Annotated in this window: 22 protein-coding genes; 12 read left to right on the top strand and 10 right to left on the bottom strand. The window is 65.0% G+C overall.

The annotated features are described in order from the left end of the window. Positions 1-123: 123 nt before the first annotated feature. The 9 genes from DRB17_RS18865 to tmpA all read right to left on the bottom strand — a co-directional run bounded on the left by DRB17_RS18865 (position 124) and on the right by tmpA (position 10,638). Positions 124-1,449, bottom strand: coding sequence for an NAD(P)/FAD-dependent oxidoreductase (locus DRB17_RS18865; protein WP_114583788.1), 1,326 nt, complete (start codon positions 1,447-1,449; stop codon positions 124-126). A gap of 323 nt (positions 1,450-1,772) precedes the next feature. After that, complete coding sequence (locus DRB17_RS18870; protein ID WP_206607954.1) at positions 1,773-2,759, bottom strand: ABC transporter substrate-binding protein; 987 nt, start codon at positions 2,757-2,759, stop codon at positions 1,773-1,775. A gap of 134 nt (positions 2,760-2,893) precedes the next feature. Further along, positions 2,894-5,086: an acetate--CoA ligase family protein gene (locus tag DRB17_RS18875; RefSeq protein ID WP_114583790.1), complete on the bottom strand. Its 2,193-nt coding sequence runs from the start codon at positions 5,084-5,086 to the stop codon at positions 2,894-2,896. An 8-nt stretch (positions 5,087-5,094) separates the two neighbouring features. Continuing rightward, complete coding sequence (locus tag DRB17_RS18880; protein ID WP_114583791.1) at positions 5,095-6,255, bottom strand: acyl-CoA dehydrogenase family protein; 1,161 nt, start codon at positions 6,253-6,255, stop codon at positions 5,095-5,097. A gap of 27 nt (positions 6,256-6,282) precedes the next feature. Further along, positions 6,283-7,086, bottom strand: coding sequence for a carnitinyl-CoA dehydratase (locus DRB17_RS18885; protein ID WP_114583792.1), 804 nt, complete (start codon positions 7,084-7,086; stop codon positions 6,283-6,285). 20 nt (positions 7,087-7,106) lie between these two features. Beyond that, positions 7,107-7,562: a thioesterase family protein gene (locus DRB17_RS18890; protein WP_114583793.1), complete on the bottom strand. Its 456-nt coding sequence runs from the start codon at positions 7,560-7,562 to the stop codon at positions 7,107-7,109. Beyond that, positions 7,559-8,503: a 3-hydroxyacyl-CoA dehydrogenase NAD-binding domain-containing protein gene (locus tag DRB17_RS18895; RefSeq protein WP_114583794.1), complete on the bottom strand. Its 945-nt coding sequence runs from the start codon at positions 8,501-8,503 to the stop codon at positions 7,559-7,561. Before DRB17_RS18895 ends, DRB17_RS18890 begins: the two co-directional genes overlap by 4 nt. 19 nt (positions 8,504-8,522) lie before the next feature. Then, complete coding sequence (locus DRB17_RS18900; protein ID WP_114583795.1) at positions 8,523-9,410, bottom strand: beta-keto acid cleavage family enzyme; 888 nt, start codon at positions 9,408-9,410, stop codon at positions 8,523-8,525. Between the two features lie 91 nt (positions 9,411-9,501). Continuing rightward, a complete protein-coding gene (tmpA, locus tag DRB17_RS18905; RefSeq protein WP_114583796.1) occupies positions 9,502-10,638 on the bottom strand; it encodes a 2-trimethylaminoethylphosphonate dioxygenase in 1,137 nt (378 codons plus the stop codon). A 119-nt stretch (positions 10,639-10,757) separates the two neighbouring features. Between tmpA and DRB17_RS18910 the strand changes: the two genes are divergently transcribed. Both DRB17_RS18910 and DRB17_RS18915 read left to right on the top strand, forming a co-directional pair. Continuing rightward, complete coding sequence (locus DRB17_RS18910; protein ID WP_114583797.1) at positions 10,758-11,720, top strand: GlxA family transcriptional regulator; 963 nt, start codon at positions 10,758-10,760, stop codon at positions 11,718-11,720. An 86-nt stretch (positions 11,721-11,806) separates the two neighbouring features. Then, positions 11,807-12,493, top strand: a complete 687-nt coding sequence (locus DRB17_RS18915) for a DUF2270 domain-containing protein (protein WP_114583798.1) — start codon at positions 11,807-11,809, stop codon at positions 12,491-12,493. Positions 12,494-12,570: 77 nt separating this feature from the next. On the opposite strand, the gene DRB17_RS20300 is transcribed toward DRB17_RS18915, so the two are convergent. After that, positions 12,571-12,741 (bottom strand): hypothetical protein, encoded by a 171-nt coding sequence (locus DRB17_RS20300; protein WP_153242389.1) that lies wholly within the window; start codon positions 12,739-12,741, stop codon positions 12,571-12,573. An 838-nt stretch (positions 12,742-13,579) separates the two neighbouring features. Here DRB17_RS20300 and DRB17_RS18920 point away from each other — a divergent pair. The 10 genes from DRB17_RS18920 (at position 13,580) to DRB17_RS18950 (ending at position 23,830) form a co-directional block, all read left to right on the top strand. Beyond that, complete coding sequence (locus tag DRB17_RS18920) at positions 13,580-14,719, top strand: succinylglutamate desuccinylase/aspartoacylase family protein (RefSeq protein ID WP_114583799.1); 1,140 nt, start codon at positions 13,580-13,582, stop codon at positions 14,717-14,719. Positions 14,720-14,916: 197 nt separating this feature from the next. Further along, positions 14,917-16,512, top strand: coding sequence for an ABC transporter substrate-binding protein (locus DRB17_RS18925; protein WP_114583800.1), 1,596 nt, complete (start codon positions 14,917-14,919; stop codon positions 16,510-16,512). A 78-nt stretch (positions 16,513-16,590) separates the two neighbouring features. Continuing rightward, entirely contained in the window at positions 16,591-17,532 is a 942-nt protein-coding gene (locus tag DRB17_RS18930) for an ABC transporter permease (protein WP_114583801.1), read from the top strand. Between the two features lies 1 nt (position 17,533). Further along, positions 17,534-18,433, top strand: coding sequence for an ABC transporter permease (locus DRB17_RS18935; protein WP_114583802.1), 900 nt, complete (start codon positions 17,534-17,536; stop codon positions 18,431-18,433). Beyond that, positions 18,430-19,428: an ABC transporter ATP-binding protein gene (locus DRB17_RS18940; protein WP_114583803.1), complete on the top strand. Its 999-nt coding sequence runs from the start codon at positions 18,430-18,432 to the stop codon at positions 19,426-19,428. The genes DRB17_RS18935 and DRB17_RS18940 overlap by 4 nt, the downstream gene beginning before the upstream one ends. Further along, positions 19,425-20,411, top strand: a complete 987-nt coding sequence (locus DRB17_RS18945) for an ABC transporter ATP-binding protein (protein ID WP_114583804.1) — start codon at positions 19,425-19,427, stop codon at positions 20,409-20,411. The genes DRB17_RS18940 and DRB17_RS18945 overlap by 4 nt, the downstream gene beginning before the upstream one ends. Before the next feature lie 193 nt (positions 20,412-20,604). Then, positions 20,605-21,336: a hypothetical protein gene (locus tag DRB17_RS20070; protein WP_147274964.1), complete on the top strand. Its 732-nt coding sequence runs from the start codon at positions 20,605-20,607 to the stop codon at positions 21,334-21,336. 2 nt (positions 21,337-21,338) lie between these two features. Next, on the top strand, positions 21,339-22,136 hold the full coding sequence (locus tag DRB17_RS20075) for a hypothetical protein (RefSeq protein WP_147274965.1): 798 nt from the start codon (positions 21,339-21,341) through the stop codon (positions 22,134-22,136). Positions 22,137-22,287: 151 nt separating this feature from the next. After that, the gene (locus tag DRB17_RS20080) at positions 22,288-22,650 is read left to right on the top strand and encodes a hypothetical protein (RefSeq protein ID WP_147274966.1); all 363 of its coding nucleotides are present in this window, start codon (positions 22,288-22,290) and stop codon (positions 22,648-22,650) included. 646 nt (positions 22,651-23,296) lie between these two features. After that, positions 23,297-23,830, top strand: a complete 534-nt coding sequence (locus DRB17_RS18950; protein WP_147274967.1) for a PD-(D/E)XK nuclease superfamily protein — start codon at positions 23,297-23,299, stop codon at positions 23,828-23,830. Positions 23,831-23,976: the final 146 nt, after the last annotated feature.

The raw sequence follows: 23,976 nt of genomic DNA on the forward strand, positions 1-23,976 counted from the left end.
AACGCCATTCCAACCTCACTGCGCCAACCACAAGCAGGGAATCACACCTCGCCCATTTCGCAAAGGTCCCGACGCCGGGGAGACAGCTCGCCGCAAGGCGAGCAGAGGGGCGCGGCGTCGCGGCTACAGGTCCCGCCCGGCGCGCCGGTGCATCCACCAGAGCTTGGCCCGCGCGCCCAGCGTCATCAGCGGCTCGGGGTAGAGCTTGCTGGGCTGGGGATAGGCCAGCATGTCCGCCAGCAGCGGATTGTTCGAGCCGGTCGCCAGATCGGCTGCCAGCATTCCGGCCAGCGTGCCTTTCACCGTGCCCAGGCCGTTCTGGCAGCAGGCGCTGTAGAGCCCGTCCTCGATCTCGCCGAAGGCGGGCGCGGAATTCAGCGACAGGCACAGCTGGCCGCCCCAGCGATAGGCCATCTCCACCCCCTCCAGCATCGGGAAGCGCGCGGCGAAGGAGCGGTCGTGCACCCGGCCGATGCGCGCGACCTGGCGCCGCGACGTCTCCATGCCCGGATTGTAGGTGAAGGTGTTGCGCACGACGATGCGGTCATCGGCGGTGCGCCGCACGGTGGAGCCCATCGGGTCGGCGGGGATCAGCCCCCACTCCGGCGCGCCGCCCAGCCGCTCCCGCTCCGCCGCCGTCAGCGGACGGGTCATGCTGGCGAAGGTATAGACGTGCATCAGCCGCCGCTCGTAAAGCCCGAAGGATTCCAGGTGGCCGTTGACCGTCAGGATGATGTTGCCGGCACTCACGCGGCCGCGCGGCGTGTGGACCGCGCGCTCCGTTCCGGTGTCGATCCTCACCGCCGGGGAGTTCTCGTAGATCTCGACACGCCCGCGCAGGCTGTCGGCAAGCCCGCGGATGTAGCCCGCCGGCTGCACCAGGGCGGCGCCGGGCGTGTGGATTCCGCCGGCATAGAAGCCGGTTCCGGTCGCCGCGCGCATGCCCTCCGCGTCCAGGTGCGTATAGGGCTCTCCCAGCGTGTCGAGGTGGCGGGCGAAGGCGTCCAGCGCCTTCACGCCCGCCCGGTCGGCCGCCCCGTGGTACTTGCCGCAGGGGGAGAAGTAGGCGTTCAGTCCGAACTCGGCCACGGTCTGGCGCGTGAACTCGATCGCGGCGCGGTTCAGCTTGATCTGGCGAAGGTCCTCTTCCCGCGCGCCGGCGTAGCTGTCGCTGTTCAGCTCATGCGGCAGGTCGATCATGAAGCCGGTGTTGCGCCCGGCCGAGCCCCAGGCGATGCGCTGGGCATCCAGCACCACGATACGGTCGCCGCCGCGAAGCTGCGCCAGGCGCCGGGCCGCGGCCAGCCCGGCGAAACCGGCACCGACGATCACCCAGTCGGCGGTGATGTCGCGATCCAGTTCCCGCGCCGGCCCGGGCGGCGGCAGAATCTCGTACCACCCCGAGCCGGCGAGATTCCGGGGCGTCCTGCGGGCCGTATAGCGCGTCATTCCCTCGTGCCGCTTGTCATGCGGGTCGACCGCGCCGCCCGCGCACGCCGCACGGCGAGACCGTCAGGCGTGCAGGCAGGCTCAAGGGCTCGATCAAAGCACATCGGCAAACGTCCTGCTATTTGTATACAATGATAATACAAAAACCATATCGCTTGGCGAAGTTCGACACAAGCGCCAACCTTGCCCAAGCACGGAACCGCCGGCGCATCGAATGCCAAGGCGGCGTTGCTTCATCGCTTCCCAAACCGCGAAACACCAATAAAAAAAGGGGGCGCACGGCGACGCCCCCCGTAACGGCTGTTCGGCTATTCGCTGGCCCGTTACATCGCCGCCACGGCTTCGCGCACGGCCTCGATGGCGGGGCGGCCGTCGCGGGCCTTGACGCCGTCAAGGAAGGTGGCGACGCGGTCCATGTTCTCTTCGATCCACTCGGCGGCCACGTCGGGCGCCTCGCGCTCCTTGTAGCTGTACTCCAGGATCCAGCGGGACTGCTCCTCATTCTCGATCTGGTACTGGCTGAAGAACGTGGCGAGGTCGGGGTGGCGCTCGACGAAATCGACGTTGGCGACCGTCAGCACGTCGCTCTTCTGCGCGGCGATGCGGGAATCGCCGACGGCTTCGAGCTGCTTGATGTCGTAGGTGATGTTCATCCAGTGCGGGCGCCAGCCAGAGAAGGCGATCCACTCGTCCTTGCGGATCTTGCGGCCCACCTGCGCCAGCATTGCCGAGGTGCTGGACTGCACAAGCTCCCAGTCGCCCAGGCCGTGGCGGTCGGCGTCGATGGCGTCCTGCAAGGTCTTGTTGGTGCCGCTGCCGGCTTCGATGCCGTAGAGCTTGCGGTCGAACTTCTCCGCGTACTTGTCGAGGTCCGCCTCGGTGCGCACGCCGGCCTCCCAGACGTAGGTCGGCACGGCCACGCCCAGCAGCGCGTCCGAAATGTTCGTGGTCAGCGTCTCGACCTCGCCGGCCTCGACCAGCGGGTCGATCATCTCCTTCTCGGTCGGCATCCAGCCGCCGAGGTAGATGTCCAGGTCGTCGGTCTTCAGCGAGTTCAGGATCACTGACGGGCTGGCGTTCATCTGGTGCGTGCCATAGCCCATATGCTCCAGAAGCTGGGCCGCGACCTCGCTTTTCACCGTGACGCCGGGCCAGGTCGGGACACCGAAACGGATGGTCGGCGCGTCGTCGTTCGCCGCGTTCGCGCCGCCGACAGCGCCCAGTACCGTGGATACCGCGAAGGCAAAAGCGGCAAGACCCGCACGCACACCGCCACGGCGGCACGCACTTCTCATGTTGACGCAAGACATCGTCGCGCCCTCCTCTCGTTCGAATTGTTGTCTGTTTGCCTGCGGTGCTTGTTGTATTCGGTCGAAGCGGAACGCGCCTTTTCACGCGCGCGACCGGTTGCTTCCTTTAATCGCAGGCGGCGACAAGGCAAAGGCTAGGGTGCCTGCGCCACATGGTCTTGCACGCATTTACCGGAATCTTGACCCATCGCCCCCGTTTCGGCGCACGGCGCATAGAACCGCATGAACGCATCGGCGGCCACGGCCCCGCGCCCCTGCGGACGGACCAGCAGCGGGTTGACGTCCAGCTCCGCAAGATGCCCGGCATTCGCCTCGGTAAAATGCGCGACGGCCATGCAGGCGGCGACGGCGGCGTCGATGTCGCCGGCGGCCTTGCCGCGATAGCCGCGCAGCAGGGCGCCCGACTTCAGGCTCTCGATGGCAGCGCGAATACGTTCCGGCGTCGTCGGCAGCAAGAGCGTCCGCGTTTCCGCGACAAGCTCCGCCAGTACGCCGCCGTCGCCGATAACCAGCACCGGCCCGGCCACGGCGTCGCGCACCACGCCGACCAGAAGCTCGGCCACGGAGTCGCTCACCATGTCCTCGACAAGCCAGCCCGTTGCCTGAACCCCCGCCGTCTCCAGCGAGCGGGTCATTGCGGCGACGCTCTCGACCACCGCGTCTTCGGTCGTCAGGTCAAGGGCAACGGCACCAAGCTCGCTCTTGTGGGCGATGTCCGCGCCGACGGCCTTCACCGCGACCGGAAAGCCGATGGCGCGGGCGGCCTCTGCCGCCTCGGAGGCGGTTGCGACCACCTTGCCGTTGGGCACCGGGAGGCCGAAGTCCGCCAGCATATGTTTTGCCGCCGCCTCGTCGAACGCGACGGCCTCGGTTGTCGGCGATTCGCTGCTCGGTGGTCCTGGCCAGATTGCCTCATCCAGAAGCTGGCGGCGGCGCGGCTCGTAGCACCCGGCGGCGGCCAGCGCCACGACGCCCTCCCGCAAGCCCTGCAGCGGCGCGATCCCCGTATTGGCACAGGCGGCGCGGTCCTCTTCCGGGAAGCTCTCCGGCAGGACGCTGATGACGGCAGCCGGCACGTTCCGGTGTTGCCGCGCGGCGATCAGGCCGTTCATGGCGACGCGCCAGTTGGTGAGGTCGCAGCGCTCGGCGCGCGGGAAGTCCAAAACCAGGGCCGCGGCGTCGTAAGGCTGCGACAGTGCAAGCTCGAACGCACTCGCGGTGGCGGCTGGATCACCCCAGACGTGGGTGTTGTAGTCCAGCGGGTTGCCGATGCTGTCCGCCGGGATGGATAGCCGCTTGGCCAATTCCACCGCCAACGCGGGGTCGGGCGCGGGATAGCGCAGCCCGACCGCCGCACCCGCGTCCGCCATCAACGCCGCCTCCCCGCCGGAGCAGGAGAGCGAGAGCACCCGGTTGCCGCCCATGCGCCCGGTCAGGGAGAAGACCTTGAGCGTTTCCAGCAACTCCGCCATGGACTCGACGCGCAGGACGCCCAGCCGCTCGAACAGCGCCTCGTAGACCGCATCGGCCCCGGCCAGCGCGCTGGTGTGGCTGAGCGCGGCGCGCGCCGCCTCGTCCGAGCGACCGATCTTCAGCGCGACGAGCGGCACGCCCTTCTCCAGCGCGCGGCGCGCGGCGCGGGCGAAGCGGCCAACGTCCTTCAGCCCCTCGACGAACAGGCCAATGGCATCGACCCGCTCGTCGTCCAGCATCGCGTCGACGAAATCGCCGACGTCGAGCTGCGCCTGGTTGCCGGTGCCGACGACGTAGGCCAGCGGCACCGAGCGGCGATGGAAGGTCGCGTTCATGGCGACGTTGCCGCTTTGGCTGATGAAGGCGGCGCCGCGCGCGACCCGCTCCCCGCCGTGCTCGTCCGGCCAGAGCACCGCGCCGTCCAGGTAGTTCAGCACGCCGTGGCAGTTCGGCCCCACCAGCGCCATGTCGCCCGCCGCCGCGACAAGCTCCCGTTCCAGCGCGTGGTCGCCGTCCTCGGCGAAGCGGGCGGAGAAGCAGATGCCCCCGCCCGCCCCCATCGCCGCGAGACGCGCGGCGGTGTCGGGACAGGCCGAGGCCGGCACGGCGATGACGACGGCGTCCGGGGCTTCCGGAAGGTCCTCGACGGCGCGGAAGCAGGAGCGGCCGGCGATGGTGTCGCGCTTCGGGTTGACCGGCCAGACCGGCCCCTCAAAGCCGACGGCATCGAGCTGACGCGCCGCCTCTTCCGCCGCGTTGCCGCCGATGACGGCGACGTGGCACGGCTGCATCACGCGCCAGAGGTTGCGCCGCCTCCTCTCGACGGACCCGGCTTCGGCATCGAAGGTGTTCATCGCCGCGCCTACGCGCCGTGCGGACGCAGGAGAGAGCGGGCGATGATATGGCGCTGGATCTCGCTGGTGCCGTCCCAGATCCGCTCCAGCCGGGCGTCGCGCCAGAAGCGTTCGATCGGCAGCTCGTCCATCAGGCCCATGCCGCCATAGATCTGCACCGCGTTGTCGGTGACCCGCGCCAGCATCTCGGAGGCGAACAGCTTCGCCATCGCCGCGTCCTGGTCGCTCATGCGGCCCTGATCGTGCAGCCAGGCCGCGCGCAGGCACAGCATCTCCGCCGCCTCGATCTCGGTCGCCATGTCGGCCAGCTTGAAGCCGGTGCCCTGGAAGCGGCCGATGGGCTGGCCGAATTGCTTGCGCGAGGCCGACCACTCCACCGACATCTCGTGCGCGCGCCGGGCGCGGCCGACGCACATCGTGCCCACGGTCAGGCGGCTGGCCGAAAGCCAGGTGTTGGCGAGATCGAAGCCCGCGCCTTCCTCGCCCAGCACCTGACGTGCCGGCACGCGGCAGTCGTCGAAGTTCAGGATGCAGTTGTGATAGCCCCGGTGCGAGACGCTGCGATAGCCCTCGCGCACCTCCAGGCCTGGCGTGTCGTGATCCACCAGGAAGGTGGTGATCTTCTTGCGCTTGCCGCGCGGCGTCTCCTCCTCGCCGGTGGCGGCGAAGAGCACGGTGTAGTCGGCCAGGTCGGCGTGACTGATGAAGTGCTTGGTGCCGTTGATGACCCAATCGCCGCCGTCGCGCACGGCCGTGGTCTTCATGCCGCGCAGATCCGAGCCCGCGCCCGGCTCGGTCATCGCCAGGCAGTCCATGCGCTCTCCCCGGATCGTCGGATGGAGGTAGCGCTCGGCCTGCTCGTCGTTGCAGGCACGCAGGATGTTGCTGGGCCGATGGACGAAGGCTTGCAGCGCGAACGAGGTGCGGCCCAGTTCGCGCTCCATCATCGTCATGGTGAGCGTGTCCAGGCCGCCGCCGCCCAGCTCCGCCGGCATGTTCGCGGCGTAAAAGCCGTTCTCGATGGCCTTGCGCCGGATCGCCTCGCCGACCTCGGCCGGGACGGTCTCGGTGCGCTCCACCTCCTGCTCGTGGGGATAGCATTCCTGCTCGACGAACTTGCGGACGCTGTCGACGACCAGTTCCTGCTCGGTTGTCGGTGCGAAATCCATGCTCCAGCCCTCCCTGGCTGCCGGCGCCTACTTGCCCTTGAAGTCGGCCTTGCGTTTCTCGGCGAAGGCGGCGACGCCCTCTTTCGCGTCCTCGCTCAGCAGCACCTTCGGGAACAATTCAAGCTGCCCCTTGCGCAGGAACTCGAAGCTCTCGCGCACCGACATGCTCTCGGTCTCGCGCATGATTTCCTTGATCGACTGCACCGCCAGCGGCGCGCCCTCGGCGATGGTCCGCGCCCATTCGCGCGCCTTCGGCATAAGCTCGTCGGCAGGCACGACAGCGTTGATCATGCCGTAGTGCATGGCCTCCCGCGCCTCCATGCGCCGGCCCAGCAGCAGCATCTCCATCGCGATGTTGTAAGGCAGGCGCTTGGGCACGCGCTGCAGGCCGCCGGAGTCCGGCACGATGCCAAGCGGCACCTCCGGCAGGGCGAAGTAGGCATGCTCGGCGCAGACGATCAGGTCGCAGGCGATCGCAAGCTCCAGCCCGCCGCCGATGGCCAGGCCGTTCACCGCCGCGATGACCGGCTTGTTCAGGTCCCACAGCTCGGTGATGCCGGCGAAGCTGCCGGGCCCGTAGTCGGTCTCCCACCACAGGCCGACTTCCTCGTCCTCGCCCGACGCCGCGGCCTTCAGGTCCCAGCCGGCGGAGAACGCCTTCTCGCCCGCGGCCGTGACGATGGCGACGCGCAGCGCCGGATCGTCGCGAAGCTCGCAAAACGCCTCGCCCAGCGCGATGGAGGTGGCGCGGTCGATGGCGTTCACCTTCGGCCGGTCCAGCGTGATCTCCAGGATGCCGCCCTCGCGGCGTGTCTTCACCGCTTCGCTCATATTCGTCCCTCCAATAACCCTTAGCCGCGCGCCGGCACGGCGATACGCCGGCCCGCCCACGCGGGCGGCGAGGCCGTCAGCGCGCGCATGTTGTCCCGAATACCGTCCGGAAACGGTGCCGTGCGCCCGGTTGCGCCGTCCACGTGCAGCGCCATGATCTCCTCCGTCGCCACTGTGCCACCGTCCACCGCCATCTCGTGGCACAGGTGAAGGCGCTTGTCGTCGAAGGCCGCGACCGTCGACGTCACGGCAAGGCTTGCACCCTCGGAGACTTCGCGCAGGTAGCGTACGTGCGCCTCTACCGTGTAGAGCGAACGGCCCGTATGCGTACGATACGCCTCGTCCATGCCGAGATATGCCATGACCCCGTCGGTGGCGTGGCCGAAGACGAGGACGTAGAAGGCCTCGCTCATATGGCCGTTGTAGTCGATCCACTCGGGCCGGACGGCTTCCCGGTGGGTCGGCAGTGTGGTCAAGACGCCGCCTCCCGCGCCTTCATGATCGCGATCAGCTTGCGGTCGCGCTCGGCCACAAGGTCGGCGATGGAACGCTCGCCCGCCTGGGTTTCGCAGCCCTCGACCATGCGGTCGCGCAACTCCTGGGTCAGCTCGGGCGCGATAAGACGGGTCCAGGGCGATTTCAGCGACGGGCCGAAATGGTCCAGCATGTGCGCCATGCCGCCCTCGCCGCCGGCCAGGTGGAAGGTCAGGCACGGCCCCATCAGTGCCCAGCGCAGGCCCGGCCCCTCGGTGATGGAGCGGTCGATCTGATCCACGGTCGCCTCGCCGGCGGCGACCATGTGCAACGCCTCGCGCCAGATCGCCTCCTGCAAGCGGTTGGCGATGAAGCCCGGCAATTCGGCGTCCATGCGGATGACGGACTTGCCCGCGTGGTCGTAGAAGTCGCACGCCCAGTCCACGGCGTCGGCCGCGGTGCGCTCGCCGCCCACGACCTCCACCAGCGGCACGAGGTACGGCGGGTTGAACGGATGGCCGACGACGGTGCGTTCGGCGCGCGCGCAGTCCCGCTGCATCTCGGTCATGCCATAGCCGGAGGTGGAGGAGGCGATGACCGTCTCCGGGTCCGCCGCCGCGTCGATGTCCTTCAGAAGCCGCTGCTTCAGGTCCAGGCGCTCCGGCCCGCTTTCCTGGATGAAGGCGACGTCGGTGCAGGCCTCCTCCAGCGAATCCGCGAAGGTCAGCCGCGTCTTCGCCGCGCCGGGCGCCAAGCCAAGCTCTTCCAGCGCCGGCCAGGCGCCGTCGATCAGGCGGCGCAGGCGGTCTTCCGCGCCCTGGCCCGGATCGTAGGCGACGACGTCGTAGCCCTTGGCCAGGAAGTGCGCGGCCCAGCCGCCGCCGATCACGCCGGTGCCGACGACGCCGACGCGGGTGGCGGCCTTGGGATCGGGTCTGCTCATATCGTGTTCGTCCCTGTGTTCAGGCGTTCTTGCGCAGGTTCAGCATGTCGCGCGCCTCGTCCGGCGAGACGGCCCGCGCGCCCAGAAGCTCGATGATCTTGACGGCCTTCTCGACAAGCTGGCCGTTGGTCGCCAGCACGCCCTTCTCCAGGTAGAGGTTGTCCTCCAGCCCGACGCGGACGTGGCCGCCCAGCAGCACCGCCTGCGCCACCATCGGCATCTGGTTGCGGCCGATGCCGAAACCGGCCCACTGCGCGCCTTCCGGCAGCATGCGGACCATGTTCATCATGCTGCCCGGATCGCCGGGCGCGCCGTAGGGGATGCCCATGCAAAGCTGGTAGAGCGGCGGATCGGCGATCAGGCCCTCGTTCACCATCGCGTTGGCGAACCACAGGTGGCCGGTGTCGAACACCTCCATCTCCGGCTTGACGCCAAGCTCTTTCACCCGCCGGGCCATCGCGCGCAGGATGTTCGGCGTCTGCACCACAACGGCGTTGCCGTCGCCAAAGTTCAGCGTGCCGCAGTCCAGCGTGCAGATTTCCGGGGTCAGGCGCTCGATATGCCGAAGGCGCTCGGTTGCGTTGGCAAGGTCGCTGCCCTCGCCCGGCACCGACGGGTCGTCGTCGTCCACGATCAGGTCGCCGCCCATGCCCGAGGTCAGGTTCAGCACCACGTCGGTGTCCGAGGCGCGCACCCGCTCGGCCACCTCCTGGAACAGGTCGGGGTTGCGGCTGGGTGCGCCGGTTTCCGGGTCGCGCACGTGGGCGTGGGCGACGGCGGCCCCGGCGCGCGCGGCCTCGATGCAGGCATCGGCGATCTGTTGCGGCGTCACCGGCACGTGCGGCGACTTCTCCGTGGTTTCGCCCGCTCCGGTCACCGCGCAGGTCACGATCACGTCGCGTCGCATGTTCTAGCCTCCTCGTCTCTCGCTTGGCGCCATCATGGCCGGACGCCGAAAAGTGTCTTGCCGTATCCCGCCACAGTCATGCGGAAATCGGTCAAGCCCCCGAGGCCGTGTCTTGCCCGTGGCGCCGCGCCAGCACCTTGCGGCGGCTGCCGACGACGTCGCGGTCCATGTAGAGCTGGCGCATGTGCCGGTGTCCCGTACCGGGCTTGTAGCCGGAACGGCCGTGCAGCAGACGGTAGTTGTCCATCACCATCAGGTCGCCGGGGTTCAGCTTGAACTGGACCTTGAAGGCGGGATCGTTCACCAGTTGGGTGAACTGCCGGCGGGCGCTGTAATAGCGGTCCAGCAGGTCCGGGTCCTCGGCATCCACCTGATCGGTACGGTTGGACAGGCGCACCTGACGCACGCGCCCGCGACTGTCCAGCTCGATCAGCGGCCCCTCGTTCTCCAGCAGCGTATCGTCGTCGGCATAGCGGAAATGCGGACGCACCCTGGTCAGTGCATCGAAGTCGTCGGGCGCGCGGCGGCGCAGTTCCTCGGCGACGCGAAAGCCGTCGGTGACCGTGGAATCGCCGCCTTCCGCATCGTTCACCAGGCAGTGCAGCAGGACATAGCCCGGCACCGGCTCGCGGTAGGGATTGTCCGCGTGCTGCTCCAGCGCGCGCGTCGTCATGGTGAGGTCGTAGGCCTCGGGAATCGCCTTCACGTCGGCGACACGGCCCCAGTTGGTCTCCCGGACGGGACCGATGCGCGCGGCGAAATCCGCAATCGCGTCCGGCGTCGCGGGCACGTTGCGCGCAACCACGAAGGCATGGCGGCGCAGCTTTTCCAGCATGTCGTAAAGCGCGGCGTCGTCCTCCGCCGCGACACGCCAGTCCGCCTCGGGAATGGGGTCGAGGCTGGCGTCCCAAAGCTCGATGCCGTCGCGCTCATCCGGCCGCGCCCCCAGGGCCGCCAGCAATTCGGATACTTCGAAGGGCGCCTCGTGGCCGTTCGCGAAGACGACCGTCACGCGGCCCTCGCCCAGCCGGGCGTCGCGCACCGCCGTCTCCAGCGGCAGGTCCCAGGCGTCCAGCAGGCGCTGGCCGGTGCCAGGGTCGCGGCACTCGGCGCAGGGGCAGCGCTCGCGCAGCCACAGCGGATGCAGGACTTGCGGCGGCCGGCCGGCCCAGTGCAGCGTCAGGCGGCCGCCCGAGATCTCAACGTCGTTCGGAGCTTCGCGCATCATGGCACCTCCCGCGTTCATGGCGTGGCAGCCTAGCGCCGCGAGGCACCGGCGCGTTACCTTTGCGCACCGCCCCTTGGCAGGATTGGACAAGACGGGGCCGGCCGCGATAGGGACGGGATATGCAAAAATCCGAATACCCGGATGGCCCAAGGCGCATCGGCTTCCTGCTGATGCCGAAATTCTCGATGATGTGCCTCACCTCGGCCATCGAGCCGCTGCGCGTCGCCAACCGCTTCCTGGAGCGCCAGGCCTATAGCTGGCATTTCTTCTCGGTCGACGGCGGCCCCGTCGCGGCCAGTAACGAGATGACCATCCTGGCCGAGGCCGGGCTCGACGAAATCTCGGATTTCCCCGTCGTCGGCCTGGTTTCCAGCTTCGAGCCCTTCGCGGCCGCGAACGCGCGCCTCTATGGCTGGCTTCGTCGCATGCGGCGGCGCGGCTGCCATCTCGGCGCCTTCGATACCGGCGCCTTCCTGCTGGCCGAGGCCGGACTCCTGAACGGACGGCGGGTGACCCTGCACTGGGAGAGCCTGGCGGCGTTCCGCGAGGCCTACCCGGATATCGAGGCGCGCGACAGCCTGTTCGAGATCGACGGGCCGTTCTTCACCTGCTCGGGCGGGACGGCGTCGCTTGACCTGATGCTCGACCTGATCGCGGGCCATCACTCGAAGGAACTGGCCGTGGCGGTAGCCGAGCAGTTCATCCATCAGGAGATGCGCCACCAGGAACTGCGCCAGCGCATGCCCGCCGACCGGCGCGTCGGCACGATGAGCGGCACGCTGGTGCGCATCGTCGAAACGATGGAGGCCAATATCGAGACGCCGCTGTGCCTGGACGACCTCGCCGCCGCCTCCGGCGTGACGAAACGGCAGCTCGAACGGCTGTTCACCCGCCACATGGGCGTGCCGCCGCAGCGCTATTACCTGGACATGCGCCTGGACCGGGCGCGCCAGCTCCTGAACCAAAGCGACATGCCGGTGTTCGAGGTCGGCCTGGCCTGCGGCTTCACCGCCGCACCCTACTTCACCAGGGCCTACCGCCGCCGCTTCGGCTATCCGCCGAGTCGGGAAAATCGCCCCTGACGTCGCGGTGTTGGCGTCGGCGGCGGCATCGGGGTGTATGATGGAAGGGCCGTGGAGTTCCCTCGATGCACGCGAGGCCCATTGTCATGCAGAAGCCAGAGCCCACCATGCCGGCCGTGAGCCAGCAGTTCACCAACGCCGAGATCGGTGCCATCGCGCACCTCTATCGCGGCGAGGTGTATCGCAGCACGATATGGCGCACGCGCCTGGATAACACGACGAACTGGGCGGTGGTGACGACCGGGATCGCGCTGTCGCTAACGTTCAGCGGGCCGAAGGCCTCGCCCTTGCCGATGGTGCTGGTTGGGGTGCTCGTGCTGGTCTTCCTGATGTTCGAGGCGCGGCGATACCGTTATTTCAACGTCTGGCGCGCCCGCGCGAGGTTGCTGGAGACGGATTTCTACGCACCGCTGCTGCATGGCGAGGGCGTGCAGACCGGCAACGGCTGGAACGACCTGCTGGCCCGCGACTACCGCGAGCCCGAGCACCACATAAGCTTCGGCCGCGCCATCGGCCGGCGGCTGAGACGCAACTACGGCTGGATTTTCGGTATCCAGGTGCTGGCGTACTACTCCAAGCTGGCGATACACCCCACCCCGATGACCGGCTTCGGCGAGATCATGTCGCGCGCGACAATCGGGCCCATTCCGGGTGAGGTCGTTGTCCTGGCGGGCATTGTCTTCCACGGCGGCTGGATCGCCTTCGCCATTATCACATGGCGCATCGAAATTCAGGTCCGCCGCGCCCGGCACAGCCGAATTGCGATGGGATAGGACCTGGGTCAATCGGGATACGGCGACGCGCAGCGAACGCGCTGCCATGGCGTATGACGCGCAGGCGCGTTCAGCCACTATCCACTGGCGATGCGGCTCGTTCGTTCGTCATCCCGCTCAAAATCGAAGTCGTAGCGATGAAGCGCCTCGCGATAGGACGCATTCTCAAGCCAGCGCCGGGCGTAGGACTGTCTACGCTCTTTAACGGTCTCCAAAAGATCAGCCTGCTTGTCCCGGTCCGGCATCATTTCTGCTCCCTACCCTGCAGTGACAATAGCGGTTTTTCTTCTTACGCACAACTCATGCCGGTTCGAGGCGCGTCATCCACCAGCAAAGTCGCCCGACGTAAGGCGTCGCGATCCTCGTCGTATACCCGTAGGACTCAAAGACTTCGGTTATCAATTCATGTTTCTTCAATGCCTTTACCGGGGGGCCGGGGTCGTTCGTGCATCTGAAAACACAAGCCGGATACAAATGTTCAATTATAGCTCTCGTTGCTTGAAGGACGACATTCAGGATTACCCTTCGGTCATGCTTATGGATGAATTTGGTCGTGTCGGCACCGCTCCAGTGTATGTGTTTCTTATTCGATATCGAAAACACTTCGACCAAATAAAAATAATATTCATAGGATTCATCAATTAGCGGACAGAATCCGATGTGAGCAAAATAATTAGCTCGCACCTCCAAGTCGTATCCGATCCGGGCCAGGATGGCATGTTCGCCGTCTGAATGGAGAATCTCTGCATTGCGGAGACGTGAATCCGCTACACAAACAAAGGCCACGCTACGACTCTCCAAGTGCGAACCACGGCATATCGCAATCTGCCCGACAGGCTGATTACATCGCTCTCGTCGGATGCGTCCGATCATGGATCGTCGTGAGTTGCACGGATGCTGGGATTCGCGCAATGCTTTTAAGCATGCAATAGTATGCATATTGTTGAGGGTGGGAAGGCGTCGACGACAAGTGGAACGCGATTCCGGCCGAAGCGGCAGCGAGGATGCCTTGGCTGGAATTCCCTGACCATCCTGCGCTAATGCATTGCCTGACACCACCAGTAGACAAACCCATATGGAGCGAAGATGCCGCGCGATATCCTCGACGTTCCGCTTCGACAGTCCGCGCCGGGAACCCGCAGGACGGTCCGCATGGTCCGCTATGGCGCGGCCGAGGCGCGGCCGAAGGCGTATATTCACGCTGCCCTGCACGCGGACGAGACGCCGGGCATCCTGGTGGCACATCACCTGATGCGGCTTCTGGACGCGGCCGAGGCGCGCGGCGAGATCGCGGGGCAGGTCGTGCTCGTCCCCTATGCGAATCCCATTGGCTTGGCACAGTACGTCAACGGCGATCAGTTCGGCCGGCACGACCTGAACAGCGGCGCCAATTTCAACCGCGGCTGGCCCGACCTGTTCGCCCCCGTGGCCGAGCGCGTCGACGGCCACCTGGGCGGCGGGGCGGAGGCGAACGTCGATGTCATCCGCAAGGCCATGCGCGAAGTGCTGGACAGCCGCGCCCCGACGCGGGAGATCGATTCACTGCGTCTCGCCCTGGCCCGAGAGGCGTGCGATGCCGACTTCGTGCTCGACCTGCACTGCGACGACGAAGGGCTGATGCACCTTTTCCTGGTGCCCTCGTTGTGGCCGGCGGCGGCCGATTTGGCGGGCGAGCTGGGGTGCAGCGCCGTGATGCTGGCGGACGACACCGGCGGCGCCACCTTCGCCGAAAGCTTCGCGCGGCCCTGGTCGCGGCTGGCGCTGTCCTTTCCAGGCTATTCCATCCCGCAGGCCTGTTTCTCGGCAACGGTGGAGCTGCGCGGGTTTGCCGACGTGTCCGACGCGCTTGCCGAAGGCGATGCCCTTGCCCTGTTCCGGGAACTGCAGCGCCGCGGCCACGTCGCGGGCGAGCCCGGCTCCGCCCCCTCCGCGCCCTGCGAGGCCACGGACTTCGATGCCTGCGACGTCGTGCGCGCGCCCTTCGCGGGCGTCGTCAGCTATCGCGTCGAGCTTGGGCAGCACGTCGAGAGGGGCGAGGCGATCGCGGATCTTCTCGACCCCGCCGCCGGTGAGGCAAGCACGGCACGCCGCGCCATTCATGCGGATACCGACGGCCTCGTTCTCTCCCGCCGCCTTCGCAAGCTGGTGAGCGCGGGCGAAGTCATCGCCAAGATCGTCGGCAAGGAATCCCTGACGCATAGGCAGGGTTACCTGCTGGAGGATTGAGCCAGGCCGACGGCAGTTCACCGCCGGATACTTACCTCTCGAAGATTGTGTCTTGCATTAGCGCAGTGGCCTGCGTCATGTTCGGAAAGTTACAAGCGAGACCGCCATTGGGTAATTAAAAAACGCGGATAGAATGCCCGGCCGACCGGGCTTTTCGTATACTCTGCCCAACGGCAGGTCCGAGGGAGGGAGACATCATGACTGACGGGAAATCCACAACGGACATTTCGCTCGGCCGCCGCCGCTTCATGCAGGCGGGCGCCGCGGTGGGCGCCGGGATCATGGCGAACGGCATGCCGCTGGGCCAGGCGATCTGGGCGGCGGAAGGCAAGGTGCTGCGCGCCCGCTCCTACGCCGACATCAACAAGCTCGACCCCGGGTTCTACCAGAACGCCTACAACGTCGACGTGATGAACTGCATCTACTCCAAGCTCATCAAGTACAAGCCGGGGCGCGAATGGGGCTGGGAGCTTCAGGCGGCGGAAGAGATCGAGCAGGTCGATCCCACCCATATTCGCTTCCGGCTGCGCAAGGGCATCATGTTCACCGGCGGCTATGGCGAGATGACGGCCGAGGACGTGAAGTTCTCCTTCGAGCGCATCATCGAGCACGATTCCCCTGTGAAGGGCGACTGGGGCCCGCTCGACCATGTCGAGGTGGAGGACGACTACACCGGCGTCATTGTGCTGAAGAAGCCTTTCGTGCCGCTGTGGAACATCACCCTGCCCTATGGCTGCGGGCACATCGTCTCGAAGAAGGCGGTGATGGAGAAGACCGGCGACGGCGGCGACTTCGGGATGGAGCCGCCCTGCTTCTCCGGCCCCTACGTGATCGACGAGTGGAAGCCGGATCAGGAGGTCATCCTGACCCGCAACCCGGAATGGACCGGGCCGAAGCCGGGCTTCGACAAGATCCGCGTGCTCAAGATCGAGGATCCGAAGACGGGCGAGACTGCCTATCAAGCCGGCGATATCGACTTCACGCACATCACGCTGTCCTCGATGGACCGCTTCAAGAGCGACCCGCCGGAGGACACGGTGATCGAGGATCATCCCTCCCTTTATTACATCTATCTCGGGATGAACCAGGACCATCCCAAGCTGCAGGACATCAACGTGCGCCGCGCGGTGCAGTGGGCGGTGAACGTCCCGCAGCTTCTCGACGCCGGGTATTTCGGCCAGGCGGAGGTCGCCACCGGCTTCGTCGCGCCGGGCCTGACGGGCCACCGCGAGAAGGCGCTGATCCCGCCCGAGGGCGACCTCGACAAGGCGCGGGACTACCTGAAGAAGGCCGGCGCCGAAGGGCTCAGCCTGAACCTGGACGTCCTGAACGAGACGCCGTTGAAGACGATGGCCGAGATGATGCAGGCCCAGCTTTCCCAGATCGGCGTCAACCTGGAGGTCAGCGTGCAGGATCCGGGCTCGTTCTGGACCATCGGCATGGAGAGCGAGGGCGATCGCTGGAAGAAGATGCAGGCGATCATCCAGCGCTTCTCCATGGTGCCCGATCCCTACTACGCGACGACGTTCTTCACCTGCGAGCAGGTCGGCGTCTGGAACTGGGAGCGTTTCTGCAACGAGCGCTTCGACGAATTGAACGCCGAGGCGGTCACCGTCAACGACCCGGAAAAGCGGTCGAAGATGTACCACGAGATGCAGGACCTGCTGGAGAACTCCGGCTGCTACCGCTTCCTCACCCACGGCGGCTCGCCGCTGATGTACCGGAAGACGAAGCTGAAGTCGGCGACGCGCCCCGACGGCCGTCCGCTGTTCCGCGACTTCGAGCCGGTCTGAGGGTAGGCTTCCTCTCCCTCGCGGCGCCCTGGCCCAAGGGCGCCGCGAGGCGCTTTCCACAGCATCCAGAGCGAAGGTATGTGGCTCTATCTGGTCAGGCGTCTGTTCCTCGCCGTCGCGATCGTCGTGCTGGCGGTGACCCTGCTGTTCGTGATGATCCACGCCGTTCCAGGCGATCCCGCGGCCATCATCCTGGGCCCGCGCGCAACGCCGGAACTGAAGGCGGCGCTGCACGCCAAGATGGGGCTGGACGACCCCTTGCCGGTGCAGATCCTGACATTCTTCGCCGACGTCGTGCGCGGCGACATGGGCACGGACGTCTTCACGCAGCGGCCGGTCAGCCGCATCGTGCTGGGGCAGCTTCCGTTCACCATCACGCTGATCCTGACCTCCATCGCCTGGGCGGCGCTGGTCGCCATCCCGCTGGGCTGCTATTCGGCGATCCGGCGGAATACGATGATCGACAAGGTGACGGGCGTCCTTTCGGTCGGCACCATCGCCATCCCCTCTTTCGTGATGGCGCTCTACGCCCTGCTGATCTTCGCGGTACTGCTTAAATGGCTGCCGGCCATCGGCGCCGGTCAGGGCGGCTTGTGGGACGCGATACGCCACCTGATCCTGCCGGCACTGGCGGTCGGTATCGGCTGGGTCGGCTATATCTCGCGCATCGTCCGTGCCTCCATGCTGGAGATCCTGGGCGAGAACCACGTGCGCATGGCGCGCGCCTTCGGCCTGCCGGAGCGGCGGATCGTCTTCCGCTACGCGCTGCCGCTGGCCATCCTGCCCACCGTGACGGTCCTTGGTGTGGGCATGGCGCACCTGCTTTCGGCGGCCGTGTTCGCGGAAGTGGTCTTCGCCCGGCCCGGCATCGGCGGGCTGATCGTCACCGCCGTCAACACGCGCAACTACCCCATCGTGATGGGCACGGTGCTGGTCACGACCGGGCTGTTCGTGATCTCCACGACCATCGCCGACCTCGTCAACGCGATGCTCGATCCACGCGTGCGGGAGAGCCTGTAGGATGACGACGGCGGAAACCGTTCACGACACCGGCGAGTCGGAAGGCGTCCGCGGCCCCGGCGCGCTGCGGCAGTACTGGCAGCAGCTTCGCCAGGACCACCTGGGGATGCTGGGCCTGCTGCTCGTCGTCCTGATGGTGGGCAGCGCGATCCTGGCGGACGTAGTCGCGCCCTACGAGGCCACGAAGGTCATGGTGGGGCCGCGCCTGGCGCCGCCCTCCTGGGACCACTGGTTGGGCACGGATCACCTTGGCCGCGACGTGCTCTCGCGCGTCATCATGGGCGGGCGCGTGGCGCTCATGGTGGCGATGGCGGCCCTGGGCGCCGCGCTCAGCCTGGGCCTCCTGCTGGGGCTCATCGCCGGCTTCGGGCCGCAGTGGCTGGATAACGGCATGCTGCTGATCTTCGACGCCGTGCGGGCGTTCCCGGTCATCATCTTCGCGCTGGCGGTGGTGACGCTGCTGGGCCCCAGCCTTTCCACGGTCATCTTCGTGGTCGCCGTCACCTCTATCCCGATCTACGCCCGCGTCGTGCGCACGCAGACGCAATCGCTGAAGAACAACGAGTTCATCCTGGCCGAGCGCGCGATGGGCGCGGGGACCCCGCGTATCCTGGGCGTGCACATCCTGCCGAACGTGATCGGCCCGCTGCTGATCCTGGCCAGCATGGACGTGCCGCTGGTGATCACGCTGGAGGCGGGGCTCAGCTTCCTGGGCATGGGCGTGCGCCCGCCGACGCCGTCGTGGGGCACCATCCTGAACGACGGCTACAACTACATCCGCAACTCGCCGTGGCCGGTGGTCGCGGGCGGTATCCCGATCATCCTGACGACGCTGGGCTTCACCTTCCTGGGCGAGGCGCTGCGCGACATCTTCGATCCCAAGCTGCGGAAGGACCTATGACACAGGGCGACGCCGCACTTCTCGACGTCAACCGGCTGTCGCTCGACTTCGGCAGCCCGCGCGGGCGCGTCCATGCCCTGCGCGACGTCACCGTCAGCGTGCCCAAGGGCCGCATCGTCGGCGTCGTCGGCGAAAGCGGCTGCGGCAAGTCCACGCTGGCCTTCGCCATCATCCGCCTGCTGGCCGGCAACGCCGAGGTCACCGGCGGCGAGATCGTGTTCGAGGGACAGAACCTGCTGGACCTGAACGCGCGGCAGATGCGCGCCCTGCGCGGACAACGCATGTCGATGATCTTCCAGGACCCGATGACCGCGCTCAACCCGATCCGCACCATCGAGCAGCAGATGGTCGACATCCAGTACCGCGCGCCCGGCGGCCAGGCCGGGAAGCGCCGGCACGCGGCGGAGGCGCTGGACCGCGTCGGCATCCCCGACCCCGAAAGCCGGCTGCAAGCCTATCCCCACCAGTTCTCCGGCGGCATGCGACAGCGCATCTGCATCGCCATGGCGCTGTTGGTGGAGCCGGCCCTGCTGCTGGCGGACGAGCCGACGACCGCGCTGGACGCGACGCTGGAGGTGCAGATCATCGACCTCCTGAAGGACTTGCAGCGCGACATCGGCTGCTCCGTCCTCTTCGTCTCCCACCACCTGGGCACGGTGGCCGAGCTGTGCGACGACGTCGTGGTGATGTACGCCGGCGAGGTGGTGGAGCGCGGCAGCGTGCGGGACATCTTCAACAACCCCGGCCACCCCTATACCCAGGCCCTGCTGCAATGCGACCCCGGCCGCATCCGCGAGCGCACGCGCCACCTGCCGACCATTCCGGGCAACGTGCCGAACCTGCTTGGCATGCCGCGCGGCTGTATCTTCAAGGACCGCTGCCCGCACGTCTTCGACCGCTGCCGGCACGAGCGGCCGGCGCATCACGCCATCGCGACGGACGGCCACACCGCAAGCTGCCACCTGCTGGACCAGACGGCGGAGGCCCCGGCATGAGCGCGCTTCTGGACGTGGAGAACCTGCGCGTGCGCTTCCGCAGCCTGGGCATGCTGCGCGCGCTGGCGACCGGCGTGGACGATCCCTTCATCGACGCCGTCTGTGACGTGTCCTTTCAGGTGCGCGAGGGCGAGACACTGGGCCTCGTCGGCGAAAGCGGCTCGGGCAAGTCCACCATCGCGCGGACCATCATGGGCCTGACGCCGGCGCACGACGGCTCTTCCATCCGTTTCGGCGGGGACGAGCTTGTCGGCCTGCCGCAGCGGTCCTTCACCGCGCACCGCCGTCACATGACGATGATGTTCCAGGACCCGGTCGGCTCGCTCTCGCCGCGCCTGACCGTCCGCTCGCTGGTGACGGAGCCGTTCAAGATCCACGGCATTACCGGCCGCGACCTGGACAAGGAGGCGAAGCGCCTTCTGGAGATGGTGGGCCTCACCGAGGATTTCGCGCGGCGCTTCCCGCACCAGCTTTCGGGCGGTCAGGCGCGGCGCGTCGGCGTGGCGCGCGCGCTGGCCCTCGACCCGAAGCTCATCATTGCCGACGAGCCGACGGCCGGCCTCGACGTCTCGGTGCAGGGCGAGGTGCTGAACCTGCTGGCCCGCCTGCAGGACGAGCTTGGCATCGCCATCCTTATCATCACCCACAACCTGAACGTGGTCCGCCACATCACCGACCGCATGGCGATCATGTACCTGGGCCGCTTCGTCGAGCAGGGACCGACCGAGGACATCTTCCACAACCCCCGCCACCCCTATACCGAGGCCCTGCTCTCCGCCAACCCCGAACCGGACCCCGACGCCCGCAAGAACCGCGTGGAAATCAAGGGCGAGGTCCCCAGCCTGATGAATCGCCCGCAAGGCTGCGAGTTCCACAACCGCTGCAACTACGCGCAGGACCTATGCCGGCGCAAGGCGCCGGGGGTGTCGGATGCGGGGGATGGGCATGTGTATACGTGCCATTTTCCGTTGGATGGGGGGTGATGGGGGTGTGGGGGAGGGATCTGTGTTAGGGTTGCGTTCGAGATTTGGTACGACCGCATTGCGGCATTTGATTCTATATTGACGTAATCTCATAGTTTAACACGGCTGCGTTGAGCTCTCTATGGTGGATACCCTTTTCAAGAAACTGTATGATCGCAACCCCTTTTGGTTAGGTTCTGCACGGTAGGAAACGATGGCGAAAGGCGACGACGAAGACGTCTGGAAGGTGCACTCGTTGCGCTTAACCGTCTTCACGACGAGCTCAACAGAAGGGCTGACTAATCTATGGGAAGATTTGACCGGCGAAGAACCAGAGACTGACGAGGTTCGTCGGAGAGAAGGCGTTCGTCGTCAAACTGGAACTTGGGGTCACGCAACCTTAACAGTCGCGGTGAGTAATCGGCGGATCGATATAACTATAAATCCGCAATTAACACAAGTGCCTGAATATAGACTTTATACTGGTCCCTACAAGGAAGAGGAAAATAATTTTCTTGGGCTAGTACGACCTTGGCTTGAGTCACCTCAAGTAGCAATCACCCGGATAGCATACGCCGGCACACTTTTACTTGAAGCCAAAGATCGGGATGCTGCATACGAAAAATTCGGACAGTATGTGCAATCGGTGCACATCGATCGAAAAAATTGCAAAGAGATCACCTATCGAGTGAACCGACCAAGACAAAGTCAGCACGCGATCGAATTAAATCGTATTACTAATTGGAGCGTTATCCGTGCCGAAATGGAAAACGGCTTAACTGAGGACCAAAAATCCGAAAAACCAACTTGGACCTTCTTGAATTTGGAATTTGATCACAACACCGCACCAGAACACAAAGAGGTTTTGAAGAGCGCTGACGTCGTTCCAATATTCAATGAGTTGGTGTGCTTGGCAAACGAGAACGCTCAGCAAGGAGAGGTATAGAGATGAGTGCGTCGGCCTTTCACCACTCCGGCACATCGCTGTCGCCGACTCTCGCGGCCTCTTTCGCTGCGAGAGGCAGCGCACAAATGCAACTGGAGAAGGCGGATCCAGAAGCGAGTGAAACCGGAGAAGCCGGTGTATATGCATCGAAACCGTTCAGTTGCGTGAGAATCAAAATCACCAGCAGGTACAATAGTTCAGCTAACAAGAATAACCAAAATCGGTTAATGTTCCTTCTGAACTCGACCGAGGCGACTAGCCCCTTTATTAATGCAGAAATCACAGATATGAGTATTCCATATCTATTTTGGAATGGTCGCAAGCATGTTGATGTCTCGGCTTATATTTTTAAGAGACAGCGTAATATCGCGTTTATTTCCGATGAAAGGGAAACCACACCACTACAGCACGACGATCTCTTGGAAAAAGTTCTCCCAGAAATAGAAACATACTTTGAAAATGGCTGGGATGGAGAAAATGCCAACCCGGTAAGGCAAAAGACAGTACACTTGGCTCAACAAATTTTGAGAACAATTGAGGGGAAATTCTGTCTGCCAGATACCGAGGTCGCCGAAGATGGTTCCATATGCATGGAGTGGGTCAGCGATAATGGTGTTGTTTGGCTTGACGTGAACGACGACGGCACAGTGTCCGTTATGCTCAAAATCGATGGCACCAAGAATGAATCACATTTCACCAAGATGGAGAAATCAACAAAGGAATATATTTTACATATATTGGCGAATATTTTTAGCAACACCAGTTATAATGATAGAAGCTTGCAACTGACGTCTGCGTAAAATGTGTGAAAAGAAAACTGTGATAGATGAAGATACATGGTATCGGTCAATTACAAACAGCCGACATTGGAGGCACGGGCGTATACATCATGCTGCAATAAAGGGCGCGATTGGAGCGCCAAGGGGCAGCAGGGAAGAATGGCGCTCGGAAATGTCCGGGCGCATTTTATCGATATGTGATAATATTCGAGAAGATGCTGAAGACCGTGTAAAGATTCAAAAAGAGCATGTTTGGGCTAAACAAGGTAGCCGCGGCAAAGACTTTAAATTTGTAGCAGTGATGTATGTAACCGCTGCCAGTGTTCGCAATTGGCAGATTGATAAAAGTGATGTTATTTACTCTCCAAGCGATTTTGATTTGGCCCATGCAAATCTTGTATTTTACACTCTTCCACCTGACAAGATATTGCAAGTTATTGACGAGTTGATACAATTACTTTCGGTTTGCTCTGCCAGCGAAGCCGAGAATGTGCTGTGCCCTAAAGGTGGCCAGAATTCCTCTAATCAGTTCTGAGCCGTGTAGGACATAACCTCAGCTTGGACCGCATTCGCAATCGACGTAGCCCTCGTCAAACGACCTAAATGTATTCTTTTGGGCAGTGCCACACGCAGGAGCTATCACGTCAGTTTCGATTGGCCGACTATGTACTCTTGCATCCTACTAGATATTCCGCGTGCATGTCCAATCCAACTCGGCGGGGGACGGCAAGTAAGACTCTGGTTGAGCTACCGTCACTATTATTATCGTCCAGTACAAGCTTAATGCCATTTTGTAGGTAGTTCGTAAGCGCGCGTCACAGGTATACACGGGAAAGGCGCATTTCCACCCAGCACCCTTCATCTTGACGCGTCCCCGTGCATATGCGGAGATGTGGGCGGGGTGTCAGAGCCCCACAAAGATAGAGCCCAGTGCTCCCGGTCCTGGCTTGGGCCGGCACGGGTAACGTGTTAAAAGCCTCGCCCACACGCGGCTTGCCGTGTTCGTGGATCGATAGCTCGTGGCCCTTACACGGTTGGGGCCGGGAGCCGGTGGCGTATGTCCAGGGCTTCGGTCTAAAGGCCATCGGACCTTTTTTGCTCTATCTTTGAAGGTTCTGACCTCCCGGCCGCCGCGTGGGTTGCGCGGCGGCTGTTCCCTTGGGACGTCTGGGAGGACAGCCGTGTTGCCTGTGCCGCGTGCCTTCGCGCTTCTGCTTACCGCCGTGTTCTGCATGCCCGTCGCGTCCGCCTCGCCGCGCAGCTCCGGGCAGGCGCTGGAGACGGCGATGGTGGCGGTGCTGCGCGACCACGGCTTCGACGTGCACGACCTGCGCAATCCCGGCAGCATCGAGATCGGCGACAACCCCTCCCCGCGCCGGGCGTGGCGGCACGTCGGCTACACCACGATTTACGGCCACGGCGGCAGCATCGACTTCGTGTTGGACGCGCCACCCTTCGGCAAGCTGGTGTGGGTGGAGGCGATGCGGCAGGAGACGCGCGGCAGCCTGGACGAGCGGTTGCCCTATCTGCTGTCGAACGCGCGCCTCGCGTTTCCCGACGTGCACGTTGTCCTGGTGCTGGAAGGCCCCGGCTGGCGTCCGGGCGCGCTCGCCTGGGCGCTGCGACGGGCGGCGGAGATCGACGACAAGCAGGTGGAGGTGATGGGGTTGGAGATGTTCCGGCACTGGCTGACGCGGCGGTTGGCCGGGGAGTGAGGGCGGTGGGGGGCGCGGCTTCCCCCTCATCCTGTCCTTCTCCCCCGACGCGGGACCTTTGCGATACGGTCATTTGCGGCGAGGAGTTTGACGAGGGCCGGTTTGGCCGGTCCGCGTGGCGGTTTTTTTGTCGGATTGACGGGATA

It is taken from the genome of Ferruginivarius sediminum (genome assembly GCF_003344765.1).
Taxonomy (GTDB): Bacteria; Pseudomonadota; Alphaproteobacteria; order Kiloniellales; family Rhodovibrionaceae; genus Ferruginivarius; species Ferruginivarius sediminum.